Source organism: Pseudonocardia abyssalis (assembly GCF_019263705.2).
GTDB lineage: Bacteria > Actinomycetota > Actinomycetes > Mycobacteriales > Pseudonocardiaceae > Pseudonocardia > Pseudonocardia abyssalis.
In genome coordinates, this window is record NZ_JADQDK010000001.1 from 4,348,452 (window position 1) to 4,373,066 (window position 24,615).

Genomic DNA, 24,615 nt, shown 5'->3' on the forward strand with positions numbered 1-24,615 from the left:
GGGAGCCAGGTTAGCGCCGCGCCCCTCACACCTCGGCGCGGTGGTCCACCAGCGTCTGCGCCACCTGGGCCAGCTTGACGTTGAGCGACTGCGACGCCGTCCGCAGCACGTCGAACGCCTCGTCGGAGCCGATCTTGCGGCGCTCCATGAGGATGCCCTTGGCCTGCCCGATGACGTCGCGGCTGTGCAGCGCCTGGCGCAGCTGCGCCGACTCCAGCTCCGCCGAGGTGGCGGCCATCGTGGCCGCGAGCGCGGTGGAGGCGTGCGCTGCGAGCACGAGCGCGAGGTCGCGGTCGAGCTCGTCGAGCCCGGCGACGCGGCGCGAGTAGACGTTGAGCGCACCCATCCGCGGGCCGTCGCCGTCGGGGAACAGGCCGACGGCCAGCACGCTGCGCACACCCAGCTCGGCGGCCGCCGGGCCGAACCCGCCGAAGCGGGTGGTCGTGGCCAGGTCGGAGCAGAACGTGAGGCCCAGGCCGGCCTTGCGGGTGGCGTCGACGCACGGCCCGTCGTCGAGGCGGTACTGGATCTCGTCGAGGCGGGTCGCCAGTGGATCGGTCTCGGCGGGGGTGTGGAAGCCGCCCGCGACGCGCAGCGTGACGCTCACGAGGTCGGCTCCGGGCAGGACCGCCTTCGCCGCCTCGACGACGCGCACCAGCACCCCGCGCACGGTGCCGGCGTCCATCAGCGCGGATGCCAGCGCGAGGAACTCCGCCGCCACCGGGCCCGGCACCTCGCCGTCGTCGACGACCGCCAGCACCGCCTGATCCACCGCAGCCGCCTCGTCCGTCGTCACCCGGCACTCCCGTTCACTCCGTGGTCCAGCGCGAAAGCTTGACCCACGGCGGGCCCTCCGGGCAACCCGATCTTCCCGCCCGGTCGAACGGACGGCTCAGGCCCGGTGCCGAGCGGTCGACGCCGGACGCCGAGCGCGCAGCTTCCGCACGATCAGCACCACGGCGGCGAGGACGACCACCCCGGCCACGACGTAGGAGACGGGCCCGAGCCACTGCTCCACGACCTCGAAGTTCTCCCCGAGGTACCACCCGAGCCCGATGAAGACCGCGTTCCAGATCCCGCTGCCGACCGCGGTGAGGGCGCTGAACCGCCACAGCGGCATCCCGACGATCCCGGCCGGGATGGACACCACGCTGCGCAGCAGCGGGACGCAGCGCGCCAGCAGCACCACCTTGCCGCCGTGCTTGTCGAACAGCGCGTGACCCCGGTCGAGGTCCTTCTGGCTCGACAGGATGAACCAGCGCCTGCCGGCCAGCTCGTACAGCCGGTCGTAGCCGAACCAGGCACCGAACCCGTAGAGGATCAGTGCCCCGAGCAGCGACCCGACCGTGGCCGCCCCCCACGCCGCGACGACGTCGAATGCGCCTGCCCTCGCCCGGAAGCCCGCCAGCGGCAGGATGATCTCCGACGGGATCGGCGGGATCACGTTCTCCAACAGGATCAGCAGACCCACACCTGCCGCTCCGAGGCGGTCGACGATCGAGAACACCCAGTCGGCCATGACAACAGGTTGCCCGATTCGTCCGGAGACAATCCGACGCGGTCGGGATCGTCACAACTGCGGCAGGATGGGAACCATGGCCGTCAACCCCACGGGGGCCGACATGAAGGCGTTCCTCGCCGTCGACCCCGACCAGCCGATCGTGATGCTCAACCTGCTGCGGTTCGCCGACGGCGGGGCGGCGCGCTACGACGCGTACCTCGCGCACTTCCGGACGTACGCGGAGAAGGTCGGGGCCGCGGTCGTCTACTACGGGCACGGCGGCGACCCGATCGTCGCCGAGCACGGCCAGGGCTGGGATGCGGTGCTGCTGGTGTCGTACCCCAGCCGCCGCGCGTTCTCCGACATGGTGCGCGACCCCGGCTACCAGGAGGGCACGCATCTGCGTACCGAGGCGCTGGCGGAAGCCGTGCTGCAGCCGACCGCACCGGCCGGGTGACCGCCCGCAACCCAACCGTGATCGAACGGGCCGCAGGGGCGTCCGACCGCCTGCTTGACTGATCACGTGGCCTTCGAGTTCTCCAACCTCAGCGGCCGGCCGCCGGGCCGGGTCCTGGGTCTGGTGGCGCGCGTGGTCCCCGGCGTCCGCGCGGTGCAGGCCCAGGTCGAGCCGTACGCCGCGGCGTGGCGGGAGCACAACCTCTCCGCCCTCGACGGCACCGGTCCGCTGTGGGTGGCGCTGGGCGACTCCATGACGCAGGGCATCGGCGCCGGGTCCCACGACCGCGGCTGGGTGGGCCAGCTCGCAGCGCGGATGCCGGGCTGGCGGGTCGTCAACCTCGGGATCAGCGGGGGCCGCGTGCGCGACGTGCTGGACCGCCAGCTCCCCGCCCTCGACTCCCTCGGCGTGCTCCCGGACCTGCTCACGCTGCTGATCGGCAACAACGACATGGTCAACCCGAAGCTCCGGCCGCACCTGGGCACCGACCTTCCCGAGCTGCTGCGCCGGGTACCGCCGGGCACGGTCGTCGGCAACCAGCCGGGCACCTACGCGGCGGCGCTCGAGGTCAACCGCATGATCGACGACGCGGTGGCCGAGCGCGCACTGGTGCTCGCCGACCTGCGCGACCCGCGCACCCGGCACTGGGGCGGGCGCCTCGCCGCCGACCACTTCCACCCCAACGAGCGCGGCTACGCCGGCATCGCCGACGTCTTCGACGACGCCGTACGCCGCCGACCCCGCCCTCGGACGCAGTAGAGCCACTTTGCTGCCGTCTCCCGGCGGCAAAGTGGCTCTACTGCCATCTCCTGGGGCCCGGTCAGGCCGCCGCGGGCGCCTTCGCGCGCTCGCGCAGGCTGGCCGGCACCGCGAACCGGTCGCCGTACTTCGCCGCGAACTCGTCGGCGCGGGCCACGAAGCCGGCGGGGCCGCCGGGGTAGCCCTCGATGTACTGCACGACGCCGCCGGTCCAGGCCGGGTAGCCGATGCCGAAGATCGAGCCGATGTTCGCGTCCGCCACCGAGGTGAGCACGCCCTCGTCGAAGCACTTCACGGTCTCGAGCGCCTCGATCACCAGCATGCGCTCGGAGAGCTCGTGCAGGTCGACGTCGTGGTTCGTCGCCCCGAACTCGCTGCGCAGCCCGGGCCACAGGCCGGTGCGCTTACCCTCGGCGTAGTCGTAGAAGCCCGCACCGCCGGACTTGCCGGGGCGCCCGGCCTCGACCAGCTTGTCGATGACGGCCTCGGACGGGTGCGCCGTCCAGGTGCCACCGGCCGCCTCGACCGCCGCCCGCGTCTCCTTGCGGATCTTCTGCGGCAACGTGAGCGTGAGCTCGTCCATCAGCTGCAGCACCGGGGCGGGGTAGCCGGCCTGCGAGGAGGCCTGCTCGATGGTCTGCGGGTCGATGCCCTCGGCCAGCATCGCGACACCCTCGTTGATGAAGGTGCCGATCACCCGCGAGGTGAAGAAGCCGCGGCTGTCGTTGACGACGATCGGGGTCTTCCTGATCCCCAGCGTGAGGTCGAACGCCTTCGCCAGGGCCGCGTCGGACGTGCGCTCGCCGCGGATGATCTCCACGAGCGGCATCTTGTCGACCGGGGAGAAGAAGTGCAGGCCGATGAAGTCGGCCTCGCGGTCGAGCCCGGCGGCCAGCTCCGTGATCGGCAGCGTGGAGGTGTTGGAGCACAGCAGGGCGTCGGGCTCGACGACCTTCATCGCCTCCCGGAACACCTCCTGCTTGAGCGCCACCGACTCGAACACGGCCTCGATGACCGTGTCGCAGCCCGCGAGGTCGTTGTAGTCGCCGGTGGGCGTGATGCGCTCCAGGAGCGCCTCGCCCTTCTCCAGCGTGGTCTTCCCGCGCTTGACGCCCTTCGCGACCAGGGACTGGGAGTACGCCTTGCCCTTCTCCGCCGCCTCCAGCGAGACGTCCTTGAGCACGACCTCCCAGCCCGAGAGCGCACAGACGTAGGCGATGCCCGCGCCCATCATCCCGGCCCCGAGGACCGCCACCTTGCGCGGCGCCCACTTCTCGTGGCCGTCCGGACGCGACTCGCCGCCGTTGATGGCCTGCAGGTCGTAGAAGAAGGCCTTGGTCATGTTCGTGCTGACCTGGCCGGTGACCAGCTCGACGAAGTAGCGGGCCTCGATCCGGAACGCCGTGTCGATGTCGACCTGCGTACCCTCGACGGCCGCGGCCAGGATGTTGCGTGGCGCCGGCATCGGCGCGCCCTTGATCTGCTTGCGCAGGTTGGCCGGGAACGCGGGCAGGAACGCCGCGAGCTTCGGCGACGACGGGGTGCCGCCGGGGATCCTGTAGCCCGGCTTGTCCCACGGCGCCGCGGCGTCGGGGTTGGCCGCGATCCAGGCGCGAGCCTGGTCGAGCATCTCCTCCGGCGTGGCCGCGAGGGAGTCGATGATGCCGGTCTCCAGCGCCTGCGCGGGCTTCATCCGCTGGCCCTGCGCGAGGACCTTCATGAACCCGTCGGCGATGCCGAGCAGGCGCGTGACACGGACGACGCCGCCGCCACCGGGCAGCAGACCCAGCGTGACCTCGGGCAGGCCGTAGAGCACGCCCTTCGCGTCGAGTCCGATGCGGTGGTGACAGGCGAGGCCGATCTCCAGGCCGCCGCCGAGCGCGGTGCCGTTCATGGCCGCGACGACCGGGCGTCCGAGCGTCTCCAGGCGGCGCAGCACCGTCTTGATCGCCATGGACTGCTCGTAGAACCGTGGGGCGTCGGCCTGCGTGGCCTTGGACAGCGAGTCGAGGTCGCCTCCGGCGAAGAACGTCTTCTTGGCCGAGGTGAGGATGACCCCGGTGATGTTCTCCTTGTCGGCCACGAGGGCGTCGACGCACTCCAGGAACGCCTCGCCGAAGCGCTCGTTCATCGTGTTGGCACTGCGGCCCGGGTCGTCCAGGGTGACGACGACGATGCCGTCGGCACCCTTCTCCCAGCGCACGGCCTTCTGGTCGCTCATCAGATCCGCTCCACGATCGTCGCAATTCCCATGCCGCCGCCGACGCACAGCGTGGCGAGGCCGTACCGCAGCTCGCGCCGCTCCAGCTCGTCGATCAGGGTGCCCAGGATCATCGCCCCGGTGGCACCGAGCGGGTGGCCCATGGCGATCGCGCCGCCGTTGACGTTGGTCTTCTCGTGGCTGATGCCCATGTCGCGCATGAACCGCATCGCGACGGCGGCGAACGCCTCGTTGATCTCGAACAGGTCGATGTCGTCGACGCTCAGCCCGGCCTTGGCCAGCGCCTTCCTCGAGGCGGGCGCGGGGCCGGTCAGCATGATGGTCGGGTCGGCGCCGGACAGCGCGGTGGCGACGATGCGCGCGCGGGGGCGCAGGTTCGCGGCCTTGCCCGCGGCCTCGGTGCCGATCAGGCACAGCGCGGCGCCGTCGACGATGCCGGAGCTGTTGCCGGCGTGGTGGACGTGGTCGATCCTCTCGACCCAGTGGTACTGCTGCAGGGCCACGGCGTCGAAGCCACCGGCCTCGCCCATCATCGCGAAGGACGGCTTGAGGCCCGCGAGCGAGTCGAGCGTGGCACCGGCGCGGATGAACTCGTCGTGGTCGAGGATCGTCAGGCCGTTGCGGTCCTTGACCGGCACGACGGACTTGGCGAAGTAGCCGTTGGCCCACGCCTTCGCCGCGCGCGCCTGCGACTCGACCGCGAACGTGTCGACGTCCTCGCGGTTCCAGCCCTCGAGCGTGGCGATGAGGTCGGCGCCGATGCCCTGCGGCACGAAGCCGGTCTGGTAGCTGGTGTCGGGGTCCATCGCCCAGGCGCCGCCGTCGGAGCCCATCGGGACGCGGGACATCGCCTCGACGCCACCGGCGAGCACGAGCTCCTCCATGCCGGAGCGCACCTTCTGGGTGGCGACGTTGACGGCCTCCAGCCCGGAGGCGCAGAAGCGGTTGAGCTGCACGCCCGCGACGGTGTGCGGCAGGCCTGCGGCGATGGCGGCGGTCTTGGCGATGTCACCGCCCTGGTCGCCGATCGGCGAGACGACGCCGAGCACGACGTCGTCGATGGTGTTGGTGTCCAGCTCCGGGTAGCGGGAGCGGATCTCGTCGATGAGACCGGTGACGAGCGAGACCGGCTTGACCTCGTGCAGCGAACCCGAGGCCTTGCCTCGGCCGCGCGGTGTGCGGATGGCGTCGTAGACGAACGCCTCGGGAATCTCAGCCATGGTCCTTTGTTACAGCAGTACTGTCACATAGGTCAAGGTTGGGCGTACGGTGCCACACATGACGGGCCAGCTCACCATCGACCAGCTCGCGGAACGCACCGGGGTCACCGTCCGCACCATCCGCTTCTGGGCCGGTCGCGGACTCCTCCCGCCGCCCGCGCTGCGCGGCCGCACCGGGTTCTACGGACCCGACCACGTCGCCCGGTTGGAGCTGGTCAGCGAGCTCTCGGCCCTCGGCTTCACACTCAGTGCGATCGAGGGACACCTCGGCCGGGTCCCCCCGTCGGCGAGCGCGGCCGAGCTCGCGCTGCAGCGGGCCCTGCTCACCCCGTGGGTACCCGAGCAGATCGAGGAGGTCGACCGCGCCGAGCTCGACCGCCGCGCCGGCCGGACGCTCGCCGCCGCCGACGTCGACGCCCTGCAGGGCCTCGGGATGATCGAGGTCCTGGACGGGGACCGGATCCGGCTGCACGGGTCCGGCACGCTCGGCGAGGGGCTGGCCGTCATCGACTCCGGCCTCCCCGTCGACGTCTGGCGCCGCGCCCACCAGATCATCGAGCAACACACGACCGCGCTCGCCGAGGACCTGATGAAGGTCTTCCAGGACGAGGTGCTGCAGCCCTACCGCGACCGTGGGCGCCCCGCCGACGAACGCACCCGGCTCGCGGAGGCCTTCTCCCAGCTCAAGCCGATCACGGTCCGGGGGGTCGTCACCGCGTTCGGGCGGGCGGTCAACCGGACCATTCGCGAGCGGGTCGGCTAGATTTCACCCATGCGGGTTCTACGCGCCGCCGGCCACTTCGCGGTCCCCGAGGGCGAGCCCAACCAGTACCGCGAGCACCTGCGTGCCGCCGACCTGTCCGTCGGCACCTACTGCATCCCGGTCGGGGGCAAGGACGGGCAGCCCGCCCACGGCGAGGACGAGGTCTACGTCGTCGTCCGGGGCCGGGCCCGGCTGGTGTCCGAGACGCTCGACGTCGCGGTCGGTCCGGGATCGGTCGTCTACGTGCCGGCGTGCGAGGAGCACCAGTTCGTCGAGGTCAGCGAGGACCTGTCGATCGTCGTGGTGTTCGGGCCCGCCGAGCAGTCCCCGGGATGACGTTCACGCACCCGCACCTCGTGCGCTACCTGGAGGTCGACGCGCAGGGCGTGGTCTTCAACTCCTGGTACCTCGCCTGGTTCGACGACGCCATGACCGCGTTCCTGCTGCACCGCGGGCTGTCCTACACCGACATGCTCGCCTCGGGCCACGACGTCCAGCTGGTCCGCTCGGAGATCGACTGGCGCACCGGCGTCGGTTTCCAGGACGACGTGGCGATCGCGGTGTCCACCGCCCGTCTCGGGCGCACGTCCTTCGCACTCGACTTCGAGGTGCGCCGCGGCGACGAGGTCACCTGCTCGGGCCGCACGGTCTACGTCGTGGTGGCCACCGACGGCTCCGGCAAGCGCCCGATCCCGCCGCTGATCGCCGACGCCCTCGGCGAGCCCGCACCCCTGCTCCCCCCGTGACAGCGGTCCAGGCGCTGCTCGTCGTCGACGTGCAGACCGGGTCCGTCTGCGACGAGCAGCTCACCGTGCCTCGCCGCCTGCTCGGGGCCGCCCGACGCACCGGCGCTCTCGTCGTGCACCTGCGCCACGACGGCCCGGCGGGTGCCCCCGACGAGACGGGCACGCCCGGCTGGCGGCTGCACCTCCCGGTCGGGGGTGGCGAGCCGGTCCTGGGCCGGACCGGCGAGGACGGGTTCGCCGGTACCGACCTCGCCGCTCTGCTCGAGGCGCGCGGGGTGCGCCGGGTCGCCGTGTGCGGCCCGGCTCCGGCCGTGACGGTCCGCTCCGCCCTCGACCGCGGCTTCGAGGTCGTGGTCGCCGACGACGCCCACGTCGCGCCCGGGGTGGAGGTCGTCGCGGCGACGGAGGTCGTCTTCACCCGTCCCTGAGACGTCGGTCGAGGACGAACGCCGCGGGCGCGACCCCGATCCGTACGGCGTGAGTCCCGTCTCATTTCGGGTCACGCAACCGGGGAGGGGGGAGGCATAGTCCCTCCTGTCCGCGCCGCTGCCGACCTCCGGAGGTCCCGATGTTCGCCGTCCCCGACGGTCCGCTGACCCGCGAGGTCTGGATGCGCTACGCACTCGTGCGGATCCAGGAACTCGTCGACAAGCCGCGCGCCGAGATGACCGACACCGAGCTGAGCATCTACACCTTCGCCACCGCCGCGCTGTCCGGCGGCCAGCCGATCGTCCCGCTCGGTGCCCCCGGTCTGCGCGCGGTCGAGCCCGATCGCGCACGGCTGTGCCGGGTGTGCGGCGCGGAGTGGCCCCTGCGCGGGGCCGCCGAGCACGTCGCCGGCTGCCCGATCCGCACCGCCACCGCCTGACCCGGGACCACCGCCTGACCCGGGACCACCGCCTGACCCGGGATCAGCCCGCCGGGAGCACCCGGCCGCGCACCTCCCCCAGCTCCAGACGGCCCCCACCGACCGCGGGGGCCGTCGCGGAGATGACGACCTCGTCACCGTCCTCCAGGTAGGTGCGGGTGGCGCCGCCGCCGAGGGTGATCTGCTCGGTGCCGCCCCAGCTCAGCTCCAGCAGGCAGCCGCGCTGGTCACGGCGGGCCCCGGACACCGTGCCGGAGCCGAGCAGGTCGCCGGCCCGCAGTGGCGAGCCGTTCGTCGTCAGGTGCGTGACGAGCTGGGCCGCGGTCCAGTGGAGGTCCACCGCGGGGGGCCGGGACACGGTGACGCCGTTGATCGTCAGCTCGAGGGCGATGTCCAGACCGCGGTCGTCGGCGCCCAGCAGGTAGGGCAGCGGCGTCGGGTCGCGCGGGGGCGGGTCGACCCAGGCGGCGGCCAGTTCGTCGAGCGGGGTGATCCAGCCCGAGATCGACGTGGCGAACGACTTGCCCAGCAGCGGCCCGAGCGGGCGCGACTCGAAGGACTGGATGTCGCGAGCGGACCAGTCGTTGAGCAGGACGACCCCGAAGACGTGGTCGAGCGCGTCGTCGAGCGCGACCGGGCCGTCGGAGCCGCCGAGGACGAGACCCAGCTCGACCTCGACGTCGAGCTGCTGCGTCGGCGCGAGGTGGCCCGCGGCGATCTGGCCGCGCGGCCGCACCACCGGCGTCCCCGAGACCCGCACCGTCCCTGCGCGCCCGTGGTAGCCGACCGGCAGGTGCTTCCAGTTCGGCGGGAGCGAGGCACCGGTGGGGCGGGCGATCGTGGCCGCGTTCAGCGCGTGTCGCTCACAGGCGAAGAAGTCGACGTAGTCGGCGACGGTGAACGGCAGCCGCAGCTCCAGACCCGCGGGCGGCAGCACGTACGGCGCATGCTCGTCCCGCAGTCGTGACGCGAGCCAGCCGTGCACCTCGCGCCACGCCGGGCGGCCCGCGGAGAGCAGTGCGTCGAGGGTGGGGGCGGCGAGCAACTCCGCGTACGGCCCGCCCTCGACGTCGGCCAGCGACCCGATGTCGACGACGCCCTCCGGCGAACGCGCGACGACCCGCCCCGGCCCCGGCCGTCCCGCTCCACCCACGACACCCAGCGCCAGGCTCCGCATGCCCGGCACGCTAGCTGTCGATCAGCCCAACTCGTAGTCGAAGGTGTAGGAGTGGTCCCCCTCCGGCGAGCGAGCGATCGCCATCTGCCCGCTCAGGCCGCGCAACGCACCGGTCGCGGAGCCGGGCACGACGTCGATCGACGCCGATCCCCCGGTCGCGTTGCCGACCGCGGAGTGCCGCAGCACGAACGCGCCCGCGCGCCCGTCGATCGTGGCGGTGACGCGCTCGATCCCGACGTAGGCCGCCGAGCCGTCGGCGAAGGCCTGCAGCAGCTGCGTGGTGCTGGTGCCCGCGATCCCGCCCTCGAACAGCTTCGTGTTGGCCACCCGCAGCAGCTTCGCGCCCTCGGCATCGTCGTAGACCTCCTCGTCCCACGAGGTGAGGTCGAACCGTCCGCTCGTCGTCGTCATGGGGCCATCCTGGTCCGATCCCCGCGGCGGGCCGTGGAGTTTCCCGACACCCGGCGCAGCACCCGCAACCAGGGCGACCAACGCTCCGTCGGGCGCGGGCGGAGACCGACGGCGTACTCCACGCGGTCGAGGAAGCTCTCCGTGAGCGCGTCGTGCAACCACCGGCCGGCGAGCGGCCAGAGCAGCCGCATCGCCCCCACCGGCCGCGCCTGCATCACGTGCCGGACGCGGGTACGGCCCGCACCGGAGGGTTCGACGGTGAACGAGTGGACGCCCACCAGCCCCGACGCCGGGTCGAAGGCGAACCCCACGAGCCGGCCGGGATCGTGCAGGGCGACGCGGTAGCGGATGATCCCGTGCCCGCCCTGCGCGCCGACCGCCAGCGCCCGGTCGAGGACCAGTGGGGGCCACTCCGGGACCGGCCACACCACGTCGTCCGGGCCGCCGAGCCGGTCGAGCAGCGCCCCGACCCGCTCGGCCGGTGCCGCGACCGTCCGCTCGTGCACGTTCCGGATCACGACCCGACCTCGGTGTTCTCGCGGGCCCGCCGCGACAGGCGGTGCGCCGCACGCGTCAGCATCGCCCGGACGATCATCGGGTGGACGAGCCGGACGGGTGCGAAGTAGGCGCGACCGCGGGCGTTGTGGACCTGCACCACCGTGCTGACGACGACGCGGTCCGGTTCGCGGAGGACCGACGCGCGGAAGTCGAGGTGGCCCTCGTCGCTGCCGAGCAACACCTCGTCGTCGGTACGGGCGAGGGTGCCGAACGTCGACTCCCCGCTCCGCGCGATCCCGACGGTGCCGACGAGCGCCTCCCGCAGCCCCATCGCGCCGACCACCCACGAGGGCGGGTCGTGGAACAGCGCGTCGGCCCACACCTGCGGATCGGTCGGCATGCCCGGACGCGCGAGGACGGCGTGGGCGTCGGAGAAGTCGACGCGCGGCAGCGCCGTGGCCAGCAGCGGCGTCTCCGGAACGGCCACCGCCCGCGCCCGCTCGGCGTCGACGGCGCGGGCCATCGCCCGGGCCAGCGGGGGTTCCGGGGTCGGGGTGGACGAGAGCCCGAGGAACACCTCGGCCCGGTCGAACATGCTCTCGATGCAGTGGTCGTGCTGCGGCCGGACCAGCGGCCACAGCCAGCGCAGTGCGCCGCTCAGCCGGCCCTCCGAGATCTGCCGGATCCGGGTGCGGCCCGGACCGACGGGCTCGACCTCCCACACGAACCGCCCCTCGATGGCCTCCCCCGGCTCCGTCGTGAGCTCCACGCGGCGGCCCGGCTCGTACGCGCTGACGTGCAGCCGGACCGGACCGTTGGTCCCCCGGACCCCCGGTGCGACCGGCCCGCGCAACCGCAGCGGCTCGTACTCGGGCGAGGGCCACAGCCGGTCGTCGGGTCCACCCAGCCCGTCCAGCAGCGGCGCCATCCGCCCGATCTCCGCCGCCAGCACCCGCTCGTGCACGTTCCGCATCGCGATCCCCGCTTCCGTACGCCATCGTATGGTTTACGTACGGTAGCGTATGGACGTGCCTCCTCGGAAACGTCTTTCGGCGCAGGACTGGGTCGACGCGGCGTACGCGGCACTCGGCGACGGGGGCGTGGCCGCCGTCGCCGTCGAACCGCTCGCGGTGCGTCTCGGGACCACCAAGGGCAGCTTCTACTGGCACTTCGCCGGCCGCGACGCACTGCTCGCGGCCGCGCTGGCGCACTGGGAGCGCGTCGAGACCGAGGCGGTGATCGCCCTCGGCGACACCCAGCCCGACCGGCTGGCCCGCATGCGCGCACTGCTGGTGCTCGCACTGGAGCCGCCCGGCGCCTCCGTCGAGCTGGCCCTGCAGCCCACCGCGGACCATCCGCTGGTCGCACCGGTGCTGCGGCGGGTGACCCGGCGCCGGCTGGAGTACCTGGGCACGACCTTCCGTGATCTCGGGTTCTCGCCCGAGGAGTCGGAGCGGCGCAGCCTGCTCGCCTACACGGCCTACCTCGGTCACACGCAGCTCATGCACGCCACCCCGGACCTGCTGCCCGACCTGAGCGGCTACGTCGACACGGTGGTGGCCGCACTCACCCGCGGCGGGTGCCCTACTTGCGGGTGACCGACTCCAGGTAGTCCGCCGTCCAGCCGTCGGACGCGCGGCGGATCCACAACGCCATGGTCGCCTCGACCTCCTCCGCGGAGACGTCCATCCGGGCGAGGGACTCGCCGCGGAGCTGGGCCTTGGTGAACGCGAACGTGTCGGCCGGGATCGAGTCCGCGAGAGTGCGGGCCCTGTCCAGCGCGGCGGGCAGCAGGTCGTCGGCGGGCAGCACCTCGTCGACAAGGCCCATCGCCCGCGCGTCGGCGGGCGGGTGGGTGGCCGCGCCGGTGATCAGCTTCCGCGCCGCCTGGTCCCCGACCGCGTACCGCACGACCTCCACCGCCACCCGCGGCAGCGGCACGCCCACCACCAGCTCCGGGAGCCCGATGCGGGCCTTGCCCTCGGCCATCAGCACGACGTCGGCCGCCGCGGCCAGGACGGCACCGCCGGCGATCGCGTGCCCGTTCACCGCGGCCACGACCGGCTTGCCCAGCTCGAACACGCTGCGGAACAGACCGTCCAGCGCGGGGACGAACCGCCGTGCGTAGGGCTCGCCCTCGGTGACGAGCCGCCTCAGGTCGGCCCCCGCGGAGAAGGCCCGCCCCGATCCGGTGAGGACCACGGCCCGGGCCGGATCCGTCACGAACGCCCGGAACCGCGCCGCGACCGCGTCGCACAGCTCAGGGTCCAGGGCGTTGACCGGTCCGTGGGCCAGACGGAGGACCGCCACGTCGCCGTCGCGCTCGAGTTCGATCACGGACAGGGACGGTACCCGCTGCGATCCCATGGCAGGCTTCGCATGAGCCGTCATCGATGAGGGAGAGAAGCATGCCGCAGAGCGTCCGCGGGGTAGTCGCGCTGAAGAAGGGCGAGCCCGTCACCGTCGAGACCATCGTCGTCCCCGATCCCGGCCCCGGTGAGGCCGTCGTCCAGGTCCAGGCCTGCGGCGTCTGCCACACGGACCTGCACTACCGCGAGGGCGGGATCAACGACGAGTTCCCGTTCCTGCTGGGCCACGAGGCCGCCGGCATCGTCGAGTCCGTGGGCGAGGGCGTCACCGACGTCGCGCCGGGCGACTTCGTGATCCTCAACTGGCGCGCGGTCGACGGCACCTGTCGCGCCTGTCGCCGCGGCGAGCCCTGGTACTGCTTCTCCACCCACAACGCCGCGCAGAAGATGACTCTGGAGTCGGGCCAGGAACTCTCGGCAGCACTGGGCATCGGCGCGTTCGTCGAGAAGACCCTCGTCCACGCCGGGCAGTGCACGAAGGTCAACCCGGCCGTGAAGCCGGAGGTCGCGGGGCTGCTGGGCTGCGGCGTCATGGCCGGCATCGGGGCGGCGATCAACACCGGCGGCATCGGCCGCGGCCAGTCGATCGCCGTGATCGGCTGCGGTGGCGTCGGCGACGCGGCCATCGCGGGCGCACTGCTGGCCGGCGCGTCCACGATCATCGCGATCGACATGGACGACCGGAAGCTGGAGCTGGCCAAGGGGTTCGGCGCCACCCACACGATCAACGCCCGCGAGCGTGACGTCGTCGAAGCCGTCCAGGAGCTCACCGACGGCAACGGCGCCGACGTCGTCGTCGACGCGGTGGGGCGCCCGGAGACCTTCAAGCAGGCCTTCTACGCCCGTGACCTCGCCGGTACCGCGGTCCTCGTCGGGGTGCCGACGCCGGACATGATGCTCGAGCTCCCGCTGATCGACGTGTTCGGCCGCGGCGGCGCCACCAAGTCCTCCTGGTACGGCGACTGCCTGCCCAGCCGCGACTTCCCGATGCTCGTCGACCTGCACCTGCAGGGCCGGCTCCCGCTGGAGAAGTTCGTCAGCGAGACGATCGCCCTCGACGGCGTCGAGGCCGCGTTCGAGAAGATGCACAAGGGCGACGTCCTGCGCTCGGTCGTGGTCTTCTGATGGCCGGCGGCATCGACCACCTGGTCACATCCGGCACGTTCTCGCTCGACGGCGGCACGTGGGACGTCGACAACAACGTGTGGATCGTCGGTGACGAGAACGAGGTGTTCGTCATCGACGCGGCGCACGACGTCGAGGCGATCGTCGCCGCGGTGAACGGGCGCACGGTCAAGGCCGTCGTCTGCACCCACGCGCACGACGACCACGTCAACCAGGCGCCCGCGCTGGCCGACCGGTTCTCCGCCCCGATCCTGCTCAATCCGAACGAGTCCGTGCTGTGGGACATGACCTGGCCGGACCGCAAGCCCGACGGCGAGCTGGCCGACGGGCAGGTCCTCACGGTCGGCGGCATCGAACTGCGCGTGCTGCAGACCCCGGGGCACTCCCCCGGCTCGTCCTGCCTCTACTCCGCGGAGCTGGGCACCGTGTTCTCCGGCGACACCCTGTTCCAGGGCGGACCCGGAGCCACCGGCCGGTCCTACTCGTCGTTCGACACGATCATCGAGTCGATCCGCACGACGCTGCTCACGCTGCCCGGGGCCACCACCGTGCGCACCGGGCACGGCGACTCCACCAGCATCGGCGACGAGCTCCCGCACCTGGAGGAGTGGATCGCGAAGGGCAGCTGATGCAGCTCTTCAGGTGCTACTTGGCGGCATGGAGGACGCCGCCGAGACCATCGGCATACGCGAGCTGCGCCAGCACGCTTCTCGCTATGTCGAGAAGGTCAAGCAGGGGCAGCGGATCGCCGTCACCGAGCGAGGTGAACTGGTCGACTACCTCGAACCGGTGCACGGGCCTCGCACGACCTACCAACGGATGGTGGCGGCCGGTCAGGTCCGGCCGGCGAACGGCGGCCTGAGCCAACTGCTCGCGAGCCGGGAGCCGCTGCCGGCCCTGCCGGGCGAGAGAATGCTCTCCGAGGTGCTGCAGGAGATGCGCGACGAGGAACGGTATTGATCTACATCGATACCTCGGCGCTGCTCAAGCTGGTCACGGACGACGACGAGGAGTCCGCGGCACTGCAGCAGTACCTGGCAGGTCCCGTCCGCGAGCTCGTGTCCAGTGCCCTTCTGGCCGTGGAGGCCCGTCGGGGGATGCTCAGGCTGCGTCCGGAGGGGATGCCCAAGGTCGACCTCATCCTCAACGAAGTCGTGCAGCTCGACATCTCGGCCGCGATCGTCGAGAGCGCCGGTCGTCTGCCCGATCCCCTGCTCCGCTCCCTCGACGCCATCCACCTCGCCGGCGCCGCCGAGAGCCCCGCCGCCGGGATCGTCAGCGCCCAGGCCACCGTGGCCGGGTCGTCCTGACCGGCGCCGCGCCCACGACGAGCAGGACTGCGGCCGAGAGGCCGAACGCGGCGCGGAAGCCGAACGGGTCCGCGACCCCCCCGAGGCCGACCGCACCGATGCCGGTCCCGGCGTCGTAGGCGATGTTCCAGGCGGCGCTCGCCGAGCCGTACCCGGTCGGTCCGGAGGCCGCGAACAGCGTGGTGAGGGCGTCGTTCTGCACCAGGCCGAAGCCCAGGCCGACGATCCCCGCCCCGACGACGAGCAGCGGCCCGGACCCACCCAGCGCGAGCACCTCGACCGCCATCCCCACCGCGGCCAGCCCCACCCCGGGCCGCAGCAGCCGCCCGCCCAGGCCGTGCCGGTCCACCAGCCGCCCGGCCACCGTGCGCCCGACGAGCGCACCGGCCGCGGTCACCAGCAGCGCCGCCGCGACGAGTCCGGCCGCCCCCGGCACGGCCAGCGGCAGGAACGTGACGAGCCCGCCCTGGGCCACCGAGCACGCGAGCATCGCGACGAGCGGCGCAGCGGCCCCCCGCCCCGCGAGTCGCCACTTCCCCGCCCCCGAGTCGCCGTTCCTGCGCCCCCGAGTCGCCGTTCCCCGGCCCGCGAGTCGCGGTTCCCGCGCACCCGGGTCGCCGGTCCCCGGCCCGCGGGTCGCCGCTTCCCCGCCCGCGAGTCGCCGCTCCGGCGCCCCCGTCCCCCGGGCCGCGTGGTCCGGCACGCGCAGCCACGGCAGCGCGACGAGCCCGAGCAGGGGCGCCACCCCCGCCGCGACGAACACCCCCGTGAACCCGGTGACGTCGACGACCGCCACCCCGGCCGGCAGCAGCACGAGCTGCGGCACCCCGATGGCGACGCCGTAGCGCGCCGCGGCCCGCCCGTGCTCCGCGGGCGCGACGAGCTCGGCCACCAGCGCACTGCCCACCACCGTCAGCAACCCGAACCCGACGCCGCGGGCCGCCGACACCGCCACGACCGGGACGAGGGCCGACGAGAGCGCGAGCAGCGGCGTCGGCGCCCCGAGCAGGAACAGCCCGGTCGCGAGCACCGGCCGGTAGCCCCAGCGCGCCACCAGCCACGGCACGGCGAGCTGGGTCAGGATGGTCGTGAGCATCAGCGCGCCCGTGGTGGCCCCCGCGGCCAGCTCCCCCGCCCCGGACGCCCACAGCGGCACGACGGGCAGCAGCAGGGCGTAGCCGCCGAACCCCAGAACCGTCGCGACGAGCATGAGCCGGAACGGCCACGACGTCACGGGCGCCAGACCCGCCGCTCGGTGATCACCGCGGTGACGAGGTCGGCGGGCGTCACGTCGAACGCGGGGTTCCAGGCCGGACCGCCGAACACCTCGCGCGGGTCGCGCTCCTCGATCTCGATGTGCCCGCCGTCGGGAGTGGCCGGGTCGACCGTGCCCTCCGGGGCGGCCACGAGGAACGGGATCCCGGCACGGGCCGCGGCGAGCGCGAGCGGGTAGGTGCCGATCTTGTTGGCGACGTCGCCGTTGGCGGCGATCCGGTCGGCCCCCACCACCACCGCGTCGACGAGACCGCGCGCGATCACCGACGCCCCCGCCCCGTCGACGACGACGTGGTGCTCGACGCCGATCGCGGCGAGCTCCAGCGCGGTGATCCGCGACCCCTGCAGCAGCGGCCGCGTCTCGTCGGCGACGACGTGCGCCACCAGCCCGCGCACGTGCAGCGAGCGCACCACGCCCAGCGCGGTGCCCCACTCGACGCAGGCCAGCGCACCGGCGTTGCAGTGGGTGTGCAGCCGCAGCGGGCGCTCGCCGCACAGGACCGCGAGGAGGTCGGCCCCGCGCTCGCCGATCGCCCGGCAGGCGGCGACGTCCTCGTCGCGCAGCTCCAGGGCGGCGGCCAGGGCGGCGGCCGGTCCACCCGGCAACGCGGCCCGGGCCCGCCGGACACCGACGGCCAGGTTCACCGCCGTGGGCCGGGCCGCGGCGATGCGGTCGCAGGCGGCGTCGAGTGCGGTACCGCGGAGCGTCCGGGCGGCGAGCGCCACCCCGAGCGCCCCGGCCACCCCGAGCGCGGGGGCCCCGCGCACGACCAGCCGACGGATGGCGTCGACGAGCGCGTCGACGTCGGTGACGACCGTCGTCCGGATCTCGGGGAGTGCGGTCTGGTCGACGAGCACGATGCCGTCGCCGTCCCAGTCGATCGTCCTCGGCAGCACGAACCGGACCCTATGTCGCAAGTTGGGACACACATCGGGGTTGGGAAGCGGTAAGAACTCGGTTAGCCTCGCTGCAGCCAGTGATTAGAGGAGACTAATGATCGGCGATCGAGTGCCCGACTGCTGCCGCATGCCGCACACCCCCGCGGTGGAGGACACGCTGCGCACCGTGTTCGTGCGCAGCGGTCGCAGCGAGCCCGTCAGCACCTCGGCCCTCGCCGACGAGCTGCACGTGAGCCCGCCCACGGTGTCGATCATGTTGAAGCGGCTGACCACGGCGGGCCTGCTCCGGCGCACCGACGGCCACCTCGCCGCCCTCACCGAGCACGGCGCGGCGCACGCCCGCGACGTCGTGCGCCGCCACCGGCTGCTGGAGGCGTTCCTCGCCCAGGAGCTCGACGTGCCGTGGGACGAGGTGCACGCCGAGGCCGACGCACTGGAGCACGCGGTGTCCGACCGGCTGATCGACCGCATCGACCGCCACCTCGGCCGCCCCGACCGCGACCCGCACGGCGACCCGATCCCGCGCGGCACCGGCGGTCTCGACGAGGGCTGGGGCGTGCGTCTCGACGCAGCTCCCGACGGCTCGGCCTTCGACGTCGAGCGCGTCTACGACCGCGACAGCGCCGCGCTGCGCTACCTCGCCGGCCTCGGCATCCACCCCGGCGTCCGGATCGACGTGACCGCGCGCCAGCCCTTCGGCGGGCCGCTGTGGGTCCGCGTCGGGGTCGCCGACCACGCCCTCGGCGAGCCGCTCACGCACCTCGTCCACGGGCGGGTCGTGGCATGAGGAGGGTCCTCGCCGCGCTCGCGCTCGTCGTGCTCACCGGCTGCACGTCCACCGCCGCGTCCGGCGACGGACCGATCGGTGACCGGCCGGTCCGCGTCACCACCACCACGAACTTCATCACCGACACCGTCGAGCGGATCGGCGGGTCGAACGTCGAGGTCACCGGGCTGATGGGGCCCGGCGTCGACCCGCATCTCTACCGCGCCAGCGCCGGTGACGTGCAGACGCTCCGCGAGGCCGACGTCATCTTCTACGGCGGGCTGCAGCTGGAGGGCCGGATGGCCGAGCTGCTCGACGAGCTCGCCGCCCGTCAGCCGACGCGGGCCGTGACCGACGACATCCCGCGTGACGAACTGCTCGCCCCCGCCCCTGGCGCGAACGAGGAGTACGACCCGCACGTCTGGTTCGACGTCGGGCTCTGGGAACAGGTCAGCCGCACGATCGCCGCGACGCTGACCGAGCGCGACCCGGCCCGCGCCGCCGACTACGCGGCCAACCTCGACGCCTACCTCGCCGAGCTCGACGAGCTCGACGCCCACGTCGCCGCGCGCATGGCCGAGATCCCACCCGAGCGGCGTCTGCTGGTCACCTCGCACGACGCGTTCGAGTACTTCGGTCGCCGCTACGGCCTGGAGGTGGCCGGCATCCAGGGCATCTCCACCGCCGCGGAGGCCACCACCGCCGACGTCGAGCGCGTCGCGGAGCTGATCGCGGGCCGTGGGGTCCCCGCGGTGTTCGTCGAGTCGAGCGTGCCGCGTCAGACCGTCGACGCGCTCGTTGCCGCGGCCGGCCGGCGGGGCGCGGCCGTCACCGTCGGCGGTGAGCTCTACACCGACGCCGCCGGGGCGCCCGGCACGCCCGAGGGCACCTACATCGGCATGCTCCGCGCCAACGCCGACCTGATCGCCGACGGATTGGGAGACTGAGATGTTCATGGCCGCACGCACCACGCACGCGCTGGAGATCGGCTCGCTGACGGTGTCCTACCGGTCGGCCCCGGTGCTGTGGGAGGTCGACGCGCACTTCCCCGCCGGGCAGCTCTGCGCGATCGTCGGCCCCAACGGCGCGGGGAAGTCGACGCTGCTCAAGGCCGCGCTCGGGCTCGTCCCCGCCGACGCCGGCCGGGTGGCGATCGACGGCGTCGAGGGCAAGGCCGCGCTCGACCGCGTCGCCTACGTGCCGCAGCGCGAGTCCGTCGACTGGGACTTCCCGATCACGGTCGCCGAGGTCGTCGCGATGGGCCGCTACCGGGCCACCGGATGGTTCCGCCGCATCGGGAGGGCCGACCGGGCGATCGCCGCGCAGTGTCTGGAGCGCGTCGGCATGGCCGCGTACGGGAGGCGCCAGATCGGGCAGCTCTCCGGCGGGCAGCGCCAGCGCGTGTTCCTCGCCCGCGCACTCGCACAGCAGGCCCCCGTGCTCGTCATGGACGAGCCGTTCGCCGGGATCGACGCCCGCACCCAGTCCGACCTGCTCGCGCTGCTCGGCGGCATCCGCGACGACGGCGGCTCGGTCGTCGTCGTGCACCACGACATGGCCCAGGTCCGTGCCTCGTTCGACTGGACGCTGCTGCTCAACGTCCGCGCACTCGGCTGCGGACCCACCGCCGAGGTCCTGACGTCCGGTGCGGTGCGCAGCGCGTACGGCGTGCCCGACGACGCAGTGGCCTGGGCCGGCTGATGTTCGGTCTGCCCTACACCGACACGGTCGTCGTGCTCGGCGCACTCGTGCTGGGGGTCACGAGCGGTGTGCTCGGTACGTTCGCGGTGCTGCGGCAGCGCAGCCTCGTCGGCGACGCGGTGGCCCACTCGACGCTGCCGGGCGTCTGCGTGGCGTTCCTCGTCGCGGGGGTGAAGGACGTGCCGGGGCTGCTGGTCGGGGCGGCGGCGGCCGGATTGGTCGCGGCACTGCTCATGGTCGGCATCGAGCGCACCGGGCGGATCAAGCCCGACACCGCGATCGGCGTCGTGCTCTCGGGCTTCTTCTCCCTCGGCGTCGTGCTGCTCACCCACATCGCGAGCACCGCCGACGCCGACCAGGCCGGCCTGGAGAACTACCTGTTCGGCCAGGCCGCGGGCCTGCTGGAGACCGACGTCGTCGTGATGGCGGTGCTCGGCGGCACCGCGCTGCTGGTGGTCGGGGTGCTGCGCCGCGCGCTCACCACCACGTTGTTCGACTCCTCCTACGCCGGCTCGATCGGGCTGCCGGTGCGCGCGTTGGAGGTCCTGATGACGGGGCTCCTGGTCGTCGCCGTCGTCATCGGGGTCCGGGTCGTCGGCGCGATCCTCATGGTGGCGATGCTCGTCGTCCCGACGGTCGTGGCCCGCCAGCTCGCCGACCGCTTCACGTGGGTGCTGCCGATCGCCGGGGTCGTCGGGGCGGTCGTCGGGATCACCGGGTCGCTGCTCGCCACCCGCGCCGCGCTGCCCACGGGGCCCGTGATCGTGCTCGTCGGGTTCTCGATCGCGATGCTCGCGGTGCTGCTGGCGCCGGGCCGCGGGGTGCTGTGGCGGGCGTCCCGGCTCGCGACGCGCCGCCGCCGGGTGCGCCGCGACGCGGTGCTGGTGTCGCCCGACGCCCCGGTGCGCTCGCTCGCCGACCGGCTGGCACGCACGTCGCTGCGCCGCGACGGCCTGCTCGACGACGACGGCCTCACCGCCGCCGGGCGCCGCGCCGCCGAGGAGCTGGCCGACCGCCGCGCACTGTGGTCGGCGTGGCTGGAGCACGGTGCGCTGGTCGACCTGCCCGACGCCCGGGAACCCGATCCCACCGACCTGCGCGGCAGCCTCGGCGACGACGCCGTCGCGCAGCTCCGCCTGCTGAGCGCGGGAGGCCGTCGTGGGTGACGCCGTGCTCAGCGACAGCATCGTGATCATCGTGGTGGCCGGACTCGTCGCCACCGCCTGCGGGCTGCTCGGCCCGTTCCTCGTCCTGCGCCGCATCGCCCTGCTCTCCGACGCCGTCAGCCACGCGGTGCTACCCGGGATCGTCGCCGTCTGGCTCGTCTGGCAGACGCGCGCGCCGCTGCCGGTCGTCGTCGGGGCGGCGGCGTTCGCGGTGCTCTGCGTCCTCGGGATCGACGCCCTGCGCGCCAGCGGCCTCATGGCGTCCGACGCGGCGATCGCGCTCGTGTTCCCCGCGCTGTTCTCCCTCGGCGTCCTCGGCGTCACCCGTTTCGCCGACGGCATCCACCTCGACCTCGACTCCACGATCTACGGCGAGATCGCGTTCGTCCCGTTCGACGCCATCGACCTGGGCGGCGGGGTCGGCGTCGCGCGGGCGGGCGTCGTGCTCGCGGTGGTCGTGCTGCTGAACCTGCTACTGGTCACGCTGCTGTGGAAGGAACTCAAGGCCACCACGTTCGACCCGGCCTTCGGCGCCACGGTGCGGCTGCGCCCGCAGCTCCTGTCGCGGCTGCTGCTGATCGCCGTCGCGGTCACGGCGGTGTCGGCGTTCGAGGCCGTCGGCGCGATCCTCGTCGTCACGATGCTGATCGTCCCCGCGGCCACCGCGTACCTGCTCACCGACCGGCTCGTCGTCATGGTGGCGCTGGCCGTCGGCGTCGGATGGGTGGGGGCGATCGCCGGGCACACCCTCGCGATCGCCTACGACAGCTCGATCGCCGGTGCGATGGGCCTGGTCTGTGCGGCGTGCTTCGTGCTCGCACTGCTGGCGTCGCCGAAGCACGGCCTGCTCACCCGGCGCCTACGGAGGCGCACTCCCGCGTAGCGTCGGGTGATGCCCCGCCCTGACTCCGACTTCCCCGACACCCCCTACCCCGGTGCGGTGCCCCCGACCTCCTTCGCCCACGTCGACGGGATGTCGCACGCGTTGACGCCGGGCCCGTGGCGGATCGGCGACGTCCCCCTCGACGACTGGCTCGCCGCCCGCGGTGCCGCACCGGCCGCGGAGCGCGTCCCGGTGCTGGCCTACGGCTCCAACCGCTGCCCGGGCAAGATCAGCTGGCTGCGGGCCGAACTGGGCCTGGGGGACGATCCGGTGGTGGTCCTGCGGGCGCGCACGACCGGTGTGGCCGCGGTATGGGCGGCGGGGCACCGCGCCCGCGACGGTCAGCGCCCTGCCACGCTCGCCGCGGCACCGGGGATCGAGGAGGAGCACGCGGTCTGGCTCGCCACGCCGGAGCAGGTCGCGGTGCTCGACCGCTGCGAGGGCCGCGACGAGCGCTTCCGCCTCGCCCGCCTGCGCACCGGCACCGTGCTCACCGAGGACGGCGCGCGGATCGACGGGGCGTGGGTCTACGTCGGGCACTCCCCCGCCCGTGCGCCGCTGCACGTCGACGGCAGGCCCGTGCGCTGCGTCGTGATGCCCCAGGCCGCCGCCCGCGACCTGGTGGGCGAACCCGGAGCCGACGGGCTCGACGCCCCCACCGTCGTCGGCCCCCCGCACCCCGACCAGTGGCCGACGGAGCTGTTCGCCTACGGCCTGCTGCAGCCCGGACAGGTCTCGTGGCACTACGTCGAGCCCCACGCCGCGGGCGGGCACCGCTACGCGACCGTCGCGGGGGCCGTGCTCGACACCGGCCGCGGCTACCCCGCGTGGCTCCCCGACTCCGTCGGCGCCGTCCCGGGCACGCTGATCGCGCTGCGCGACCCGATCGCCGCCTTCCCCGCGATGGACGCGTACGAGGGGCCCGAGTACCGGCGGATCCGCACGGTCACCACCGACGGCACCGTGGGCTGGGCCTACGCCTGGCGCGCCCCGACCGACGGGTTCCGGCCCGGCTGGGCCCCCGCCGTCAGCTGACGTCCTCCGGCGTGGTCGCGCGCCCGGCGCAGGTGCACGAGCACGTCGCCGGGCGCGCGGCGCGACGGGTCAGGCGACCTTCTCCCGGATGAGCGACGCCCCCGAGCCCGGCAGCGGCTTGCCCGCGCTCTCCTTCACCAGCAGTACCGCACCCAGCGAGATCAGTGACGCGACGGCGACGTAGATGCCGGGGCTCGCGTTGTTGCCGGTGCCCACCACGAGCAGGGCGAGGATCGCCGGCGCCGTCCCGCCGAACAGCGACGTGGAGATGTTGTAGCCGATGGAGAAGCCGCCGTAGCGGACGTCGGTGTCGAACAGTGCCGGCAGCGTCGCCGACATCGTGCCCAGCAGCATCACCAGCAGCAGCCCGAGGACGACCAGACCGCCGATCGTGCCCAGCGCGGTACCCGAGTCGAGCATCAGGAACGCGGGGTAGGACAGCACGATGAACCCGATGCACGAGCCCAGGATCAACGGCTTGCGGCCGACCCGGTCCGACAGTGCGCCCACCGGGATGATGACGATCATGATCAGCACCATCATGCCGAGGATGTAGAGCAGCGCCGTGGTGGAGTCGAGACCGGTCGTCGACTCCAGGTACGTCGGCATGTAGAAGAGGATCGTGTAGACCGCGACGTTGTAGAACAGCACCAGGCCCATGCAGACCAGGATCGGGCGCCAGTGCTTCGTCAGCACGTCCTTGAGCGGCGACTCCGAGACCTGGGCCTTCTCCTCCAGGGCCAGGAACGCCGGGGTGTCCTCCAGCTTGCTCCGCAGGTAGAGCCCGACCAGGCCGAGCGGCCCGGCGATGAGGAACGGGACGCGCCAGCCCCACGAGTTCATGTCGGCCTCGGACAGCGAGACCTGCAGCAGCGTGACCATGCCGGCCGCCAGGACGAACCCGCCGGTCGTACCGAGCTCCAGGAAGGAGCAGTAGAAGCCGCGGCGCTTGTCGGGGGCGTACTCGGCGATGAACGCCGCGGCACCGCCGTACTCACCGCCGGTGGCGAAGCCCTGCACCACGCGCAGCAGGATCAGCATGATCGGCGCCGCGATGCCGATCATCGCGTACGTGGGCAGCAGGCCGATGCAGAAGCTGGCCGCCGACATCACGACGATCGTGAGGGCCAGGACCTTCTTGCGGCCGATCCGGTCACCGAGCGGGCCCAGGATGATCCCGCCGAACGGGCGCACGAGGTAGGCCACGGCGAAGATGGCGAGGGCGAAGAACGGGCCCGCGTTCTCGGTGTCACCGCCCGGGATCAGGTTCAGCGTGATGTAGGCGACGACGTAGCTGTAGATGCCGTAGTCGAACCACTCGACCAGATTGCCCATGGCGGCCGCGCCGACGGCCTTGCGCACCGTGGGCTCGTCGACCTCTGTCGCCGCGAAAGTGTCCGATTTAGACATTCCGGGCGTGTCCGAAGTAGTCATGGTGGAGCCTCCCCCGATTGGCCGTCCACG

At 73.1% G+C, this 24,615-nt stretch carries 30 protein-coding genes; 18 read left to right on the forward strand and 12 right to left on the reverse strand.

Annotated features, from left to right (window positions below; translation table 11 throughout):
* Nucleotides 1-25: 25 nt before the first annotated feature.
* Nucleotides 26-796 carry an ANTAR domain-containing protein gene (locus I4I81_RS21105; protein ID WP_226363491.1) on the reverse strand — a complete coding sequence of 257 codons (771 nt, stop codon included), beginning with the start codon at nt 794-796 and terminating at the stop codon, nt 26-28.
* 96 nt (nt 797-892) lie between these two features.
* Nucleotides 893-1,519, reverse strand: a complete 627-nt coding sequence (locus I4I81_RS21110; protein ID WP_225924652.1) for a DedA family protein — start codon at nt 1,517-1,519, stop codon at nt 893-895.
* A gap of 76 nt (nt 1,520-1,595) precedes the next feature.
* Here I4I81_RS21110 and I4I81_RS21115 point away from each other — a divergent pair, with 76 nt between their 5' ends.
* Both I4I81_RS21115 and I4I81_RS21120 read left to right on the forward strand, forming a co-directional pair.
* Nucleotides 1,596-1,958: a DUF1330 domain-containing protein gene (locus tag I4I81_RS21115; RefSeq protein WP_218602460.1), complete on the forward strand. Its 363-nt coding sequence runs from the start codon at nt 1,596-1,598 to the stop codon at nt 1,956-1,958.
* A 66-nt stretch (nt 1,959-2,024) separates the two neighbouring features.
* Nucleotides 2,025-2,717 (forward strand): SGNH/GDSL hydrolase family protein, encoded by a 693-nt coding sequence (locus I4I81_RS21120; RefSeq protein ID WP_226363492.1) that lies wholly within the window; start codon nt 2,025-2,027, stop codon nt 2,715-2,717.
* Nucleotides 2,718-2,778: 61 nt separating this feature from the next.
* Here the strand turns inward: I4I81_RS21120 and I4I81_RS21125 are convergent, their stop codons facing one another.
* Together I4I81_RS21125 and I4I81_RS21130 are read right to left on the reverse strand one after the other, a co-directional pair.
* Entirely contained in the window at nt 2,779-4,938 is a 2,160-nt protein-coding gene (locus I4I81_RS21125; RefSeq protein ID WP_218602458.1) for a 3-hydroxyacyl-CoA dehydrogenase NAD-binding domain-containing protein, read from the reverse strand.
* Nucleotides 4,938-6,158 (reverse strand): acetyl-CoA C-acetyltransferase, encoded by a 1,221-nt coding sequence (locus I4I81_RS21130; RefSeq protein ID WP_218602457.1) that lies wholly within the window; start codon nt 6,156-6,158, stop codon nt 4,938-4,940. Before I4I81_RS21130 ends, I4I81_RS21125 begins: the two co-directional genes overlap by 1 nt.
* A 58-nt stretch (nt 6,159-6,216) precedes the next feature.
* On the opposite strand from I4I81_RS21130, the gene I4I81_RS21135 reads away from it, so the two are divergent.
* The 5 genes from I4I81_RS21135 to I4I81_RS21155 all read left to right on the forward strand — a co-directional run bounded on the left by I4I81_RS21135 (nt 6,217) and on the right by I4I81_RS21155 (nt 8,535).
* On the forward strand, nt 6,217-6,921 hold the full coding sequence (locus I4I81_RS21135; RefSeq protein ID WP_218602456.1) for a MerR family transcriptional regulator: 705 nt from the start codon (nt 6,217-6,219) through the stop codon (nt 6,919-6,921).
* Nucleotides 6,922-6,930: 9 nt separating this feature from the next.
* A complete protein-coding gene (locus I4I81_RS21140) occupies nt 6,931-7,257 on the forward strand; it encodes a cupin domain-containing protein (RefSeq protein WP_218602455.1) in 327 nt (108 codons plus the stop codon).
* Complete coding sequence (locus I4I81_RS21145) at nt 7,254-7,667, forward strand: acyl-CoA thioesterase (protein ID WP_218602454.1); 414 nt, start codon at nt 7,254-7,256, stop codon at nt 7,665-7,667. Before I4I81_RS21140 ends, I4I81_RS21145 begins: the two co-directional genes overlap by 4 nt.
* A complete protein-coding gene (locus I4I81_RS21150; protein WP_218602453.1) occupies nt 7,664-8,095 on the forward strand; it encodes an isochorismatase family protein in 432 nt (143 codons plus the stop codon). Before I4I81_RS21145 ends, I4I81_RS21150 begins: the two co-directional genes overlap by 4 nt.
* Before the next feature lie 140 nt (nt 8,096-8,235).
* Nucleotides 8,236-8,535, forward strand: a complete 300-nt coding sequence (locus I4I81_RS21155; protein WP_218602451.1) for a hypothetical protein — start codon at nt 8,236-8,238, stop codon at nt 8,533-8,535.
* 43 nt (nt 8,536-8,578) lie between these two features.
* Here the strand turns inward: I4I81_RS21155 and I4I81_RS21160 are convergent, their stop codons facing one another.
* Genes I4I81_RS21160 through I4I81_RS21175 form a run of 4 tightly spaced genes read right to left on the reverse strand, consistent with a single transcriptional unit; the run spans nt 8,579 to nt 11,594 of the window.
* Nucleotides 8,579-9,712, reverse strand: coding sequence for a fumarylacetoacetate hydrolase family protein (locus I4I81_RS21160; RefSeq protein ID WP_218602450.1), 1,134 nt, complete (start codon nt 9,710-9,712; stop codon nt 8,579-8,581).
* Between the two features lie 21 nt (nt 9,713-9,733).
* Nucleotides 9,734-10,123, reverse strand: coding sequence for a DUF3224 domain-containing protein (locus I4I81_RS21165; protein WP_218602448.1), 390 nt, complete (start codon nt 10,121-10,123; stop codon nt 9,734-9,736).
* Nucleotides 10,120-10,641: an SRPBCC family protein gene (locus tag I4I81_RS21170; RefSeq protein WP_218602447.1), complete on the reverse strand. Its 522-nt coding sequence runs from the start codon at nt 10,639-10,641 to the stop codon at nt 10,120-10,122. The genes I4I81_RS21165 and I4I81_RS21170 overlap by 4 nt, the downstream gene beginning before the upstream one ends.
* On the reverse strand, nt 10,638-11,594 hold the full coding sequence (locus I4I81_RS21175) for a DUF2867 domain-containing protein (RefSeq protein WP_218602446.1): 957 nt from the start codon (nt 11,592-11,594) through the stop codon (nt 10,638-10,640). The genes I4I81_RS21170 and I4I81_RS21175 overlap by 4 nt, the downstream gene beginning before the upstream one ends.
* A 55-nt stretch (nt 11,595-11,649) precedes the next feature.
* Here I4I81_RS21175 and I4I81_RS21180 point away from each other — a divergent pair, with 55 nt between their 5' ends.
* On the forward strand, nt 11,650-12,219 hold the full coding sequence (locus tag I4I81_RS21180) for a TetR/AcrR family transcriptional regulator (protein WP_226363493.1): 570 nt from the start codon (nt 11,650-11,652) through the stop codon (nt 12,217-12,219).
* Here the strand turns inward: I4I81_RS21180 and I4I81_RS21185 are convergent.
* Nucleotides 12,206-12,958, reverse strand: coding sequence for an enoyl-CoA hydratase/isomerase family protein (locus I4I81_RS21185; protein ID WP_218602444.1), 753 nt, complete (start codon nt 12,956-12,958; stop codon nt 12,206-12,208). The two genes, I4I81_RS21180 and I4I81_RS21185, sit on opposite strands and share 14 nt — an antisense overlap.
* A gap of 71 nt (nt 12,959-13,029) precedes the next feature.
* Between I4I81_RS21185 and I4I81_RS21190 the strand changes: the two genes are divergently transcribed.
* The 4 genes from I4I81_RS21190 to I4I81_RS21205 are packed head-to-tail and all read left to right on the forward strand — an operon-like array spanning nt 13,030 to nt 15,425.
* On the forward strand, nt 13,030-14,115 hold the full coding sequence (locus I4I81_RS21190) for an S-(hydroxymethyl)mycothiol dehydrogenase (RefSeq protein ID WP_218602443.1): 1,086 nt from the start codon (nt 13,030-13,032) through the stop codon (nt 14,113-14,115).
* A complete protein-coding gene (locus I4I81_RS21195; RefSeq protein WP_218602440.1) occupies nt 14,115-14,744 on the forward strand; it encodes an MBL fold metallo-hydrolase in 630 nt (209 codons plus the stop codon). The genes I4I81_RS21190 and I4I81_RS21195 overlap by 1 nt, the downstream gene beginning before the upstream one ends.
* 28 nt (nt 14,745-14,772) lie before the next feature.
* Nucleotides 14,773-15,075 carry a type II toxin-antitoxin system Phd/YefM family antitoxin gene (locus tag I4I81_RS21200; protein ID WP_218602439.1) on the forward strand — a complete coding sequence of 101 codons (303 nt, stop codon included), beginning with the start codon at nt 14,773-14,775 and terminating at the stop codon, nt 15,073-15,075.
* Nucleotides 15,072-15,425, forward strand: coding sequence for a type II toxin-antitoxin system VapC family toxin (locus tag I4I81_RS21205; RefSeq protein ID WP_218602438.1), 354 nt, complete (start codon nt 15,072-15,074; stop codon nt 15,423-15,425). The genes I4I81_RS21200 and I4I81_RS21205 overlap by 4 nt, the downstream gene beginning before the upstream one ends.
* Here the strand turns inward: I4I81_RS21205 and I4I81_RS21210 are convergent.
* Nucleotides 15,391-16,659, reverse strand: a complete 1,269-nt coding sequence (locus I4I81_RS21210) for an MFS transporter (protein WP_226363494.1) — start codon at nt 16,657-16,659, stop codon at nt 15,391-15,393. The two genes, I4I81_RS21205 and I4I81_RS21210, sit on opposite strands and share 35 nt — an antisense overlap.
* Complete coding sequence (gene mtnA / locus I4I81_RS21215; protein ID WP_218616609.1) at nt 16,656-17,594, reverse strand: S-methyl-5-thioribose-1-phosphate isomerase; 939 nt, start codon at nt 17,592-17,594, stop codon at nt 16,656-16,658. Before mtnA ends, I4I81_RS21210 begins: the two co-directional genes overlap by 4 nt.
* A 100-nt stretch (nt 17,595-17,694) precedes the next feature.
* Between mtnA and I4I81_RS21220 the strand changes: the two genes are divergently transcribed.
* From I4I81_RS21220 to I4I81_RS21245, 6 genes are read left to right on the forward strand one after another with little or no spacing between them, the layout of a single operon-like run.
* Complete coding sequence (locus I4I81_RS21220) at nt 17,695-18,387, forward strand: metal-dependent transcriptional regulator (protein WP_218605515.1); 693 nt, start codon at nt 17,695-17,697, stop codon at nt 18,385-18,387.
* The gene (locus I4I81_RS21225; RefSeq protein WP_218605516.1) at nt 18,384-19,313 is read left to right on the forward strand and encodes a metal ABC transporter solute-binding protein, Zn/Mn family; all 930 of its coding nucleotides are present in this window, start codon (nt 18,384-18,386) and stop codon (nt 19,311-19,313) included. The genes I4I81_RS21220 and I4I81_RS21225 overlap by 4 nt, the downstream gene beginning before the upstream one ends.
* Before the next feature lie 7 nt (nt 19,314-19,320).
* Entirely contained in the window at nt 19,321-20,067 is a 747-nt protein-coding gene (locus I4I81_RS21230) for a metal ABC transporter ATP-binding protein (RefSeq protein ID WP_225924654.1), read from the forward strand.
* Complete coding sequence (locus tag I4I81_RS21235) at nt 20,067-21,233, forward strand: metal ABC transporter permease (protein WP_218605518.1); 1,167 nt, start codon at nt 20,067-20,069, stop codon at nt 21,231-21,233. The genes I4I81_RS21230 and I4I81_RS21235 overlap by 1 nt, the downstream gene beginning before the upstream one ends.
* Nucleotides 21,226-22,116 (forward strand): metal ABC transporter permease, encoded by an 891-nt coding sequence (locus tag I4I81_RS21240; protein ID WP_226363495.1) that lies wholly within the window; start codon nt 21,226-21,228, stop codon nt 22,114-22,116. Before I4I81_RS21235 ends, I4I81_RS21240 begins: the two co-directional genes overlap by 8 nt.
* 9 nt (nt 22,117-22,125) lie before the next feature.
* Nucleotides 22,126-23,151 carry a gamma-glutamylcyclotransferase family protein gene (locus I4I81_RS21245; RefSeq protein WP_218616278.1) on the forward strand — a complete coding sequence of 342 codons (1,026 nt, stop codon included), beginning with the start codon at nt 22,126-22,128 and terminating at the stop codon, nt 23,149-23,151.
* A 69-nt stretch (nt 23,152-23,220) separates the two neighbouring features.
* On the opposite strand, the gene I4I81_RS21250 is transcribed toward I4I81_RS21245, so the two are convergent.
* On the reverse strand, nt 23,221-24,513 hold the full coding sequence (locus I4I81_RS21250; protein ID WP_226363496.1) for an MFS transporter: 1,293 nt from the start codon (nt 24,511-24,513) through the stop codon (nt 23,221-23,223).
* Between the last annotated feature and the right edge of the window lie 102 nt (nt 24,514-24,615).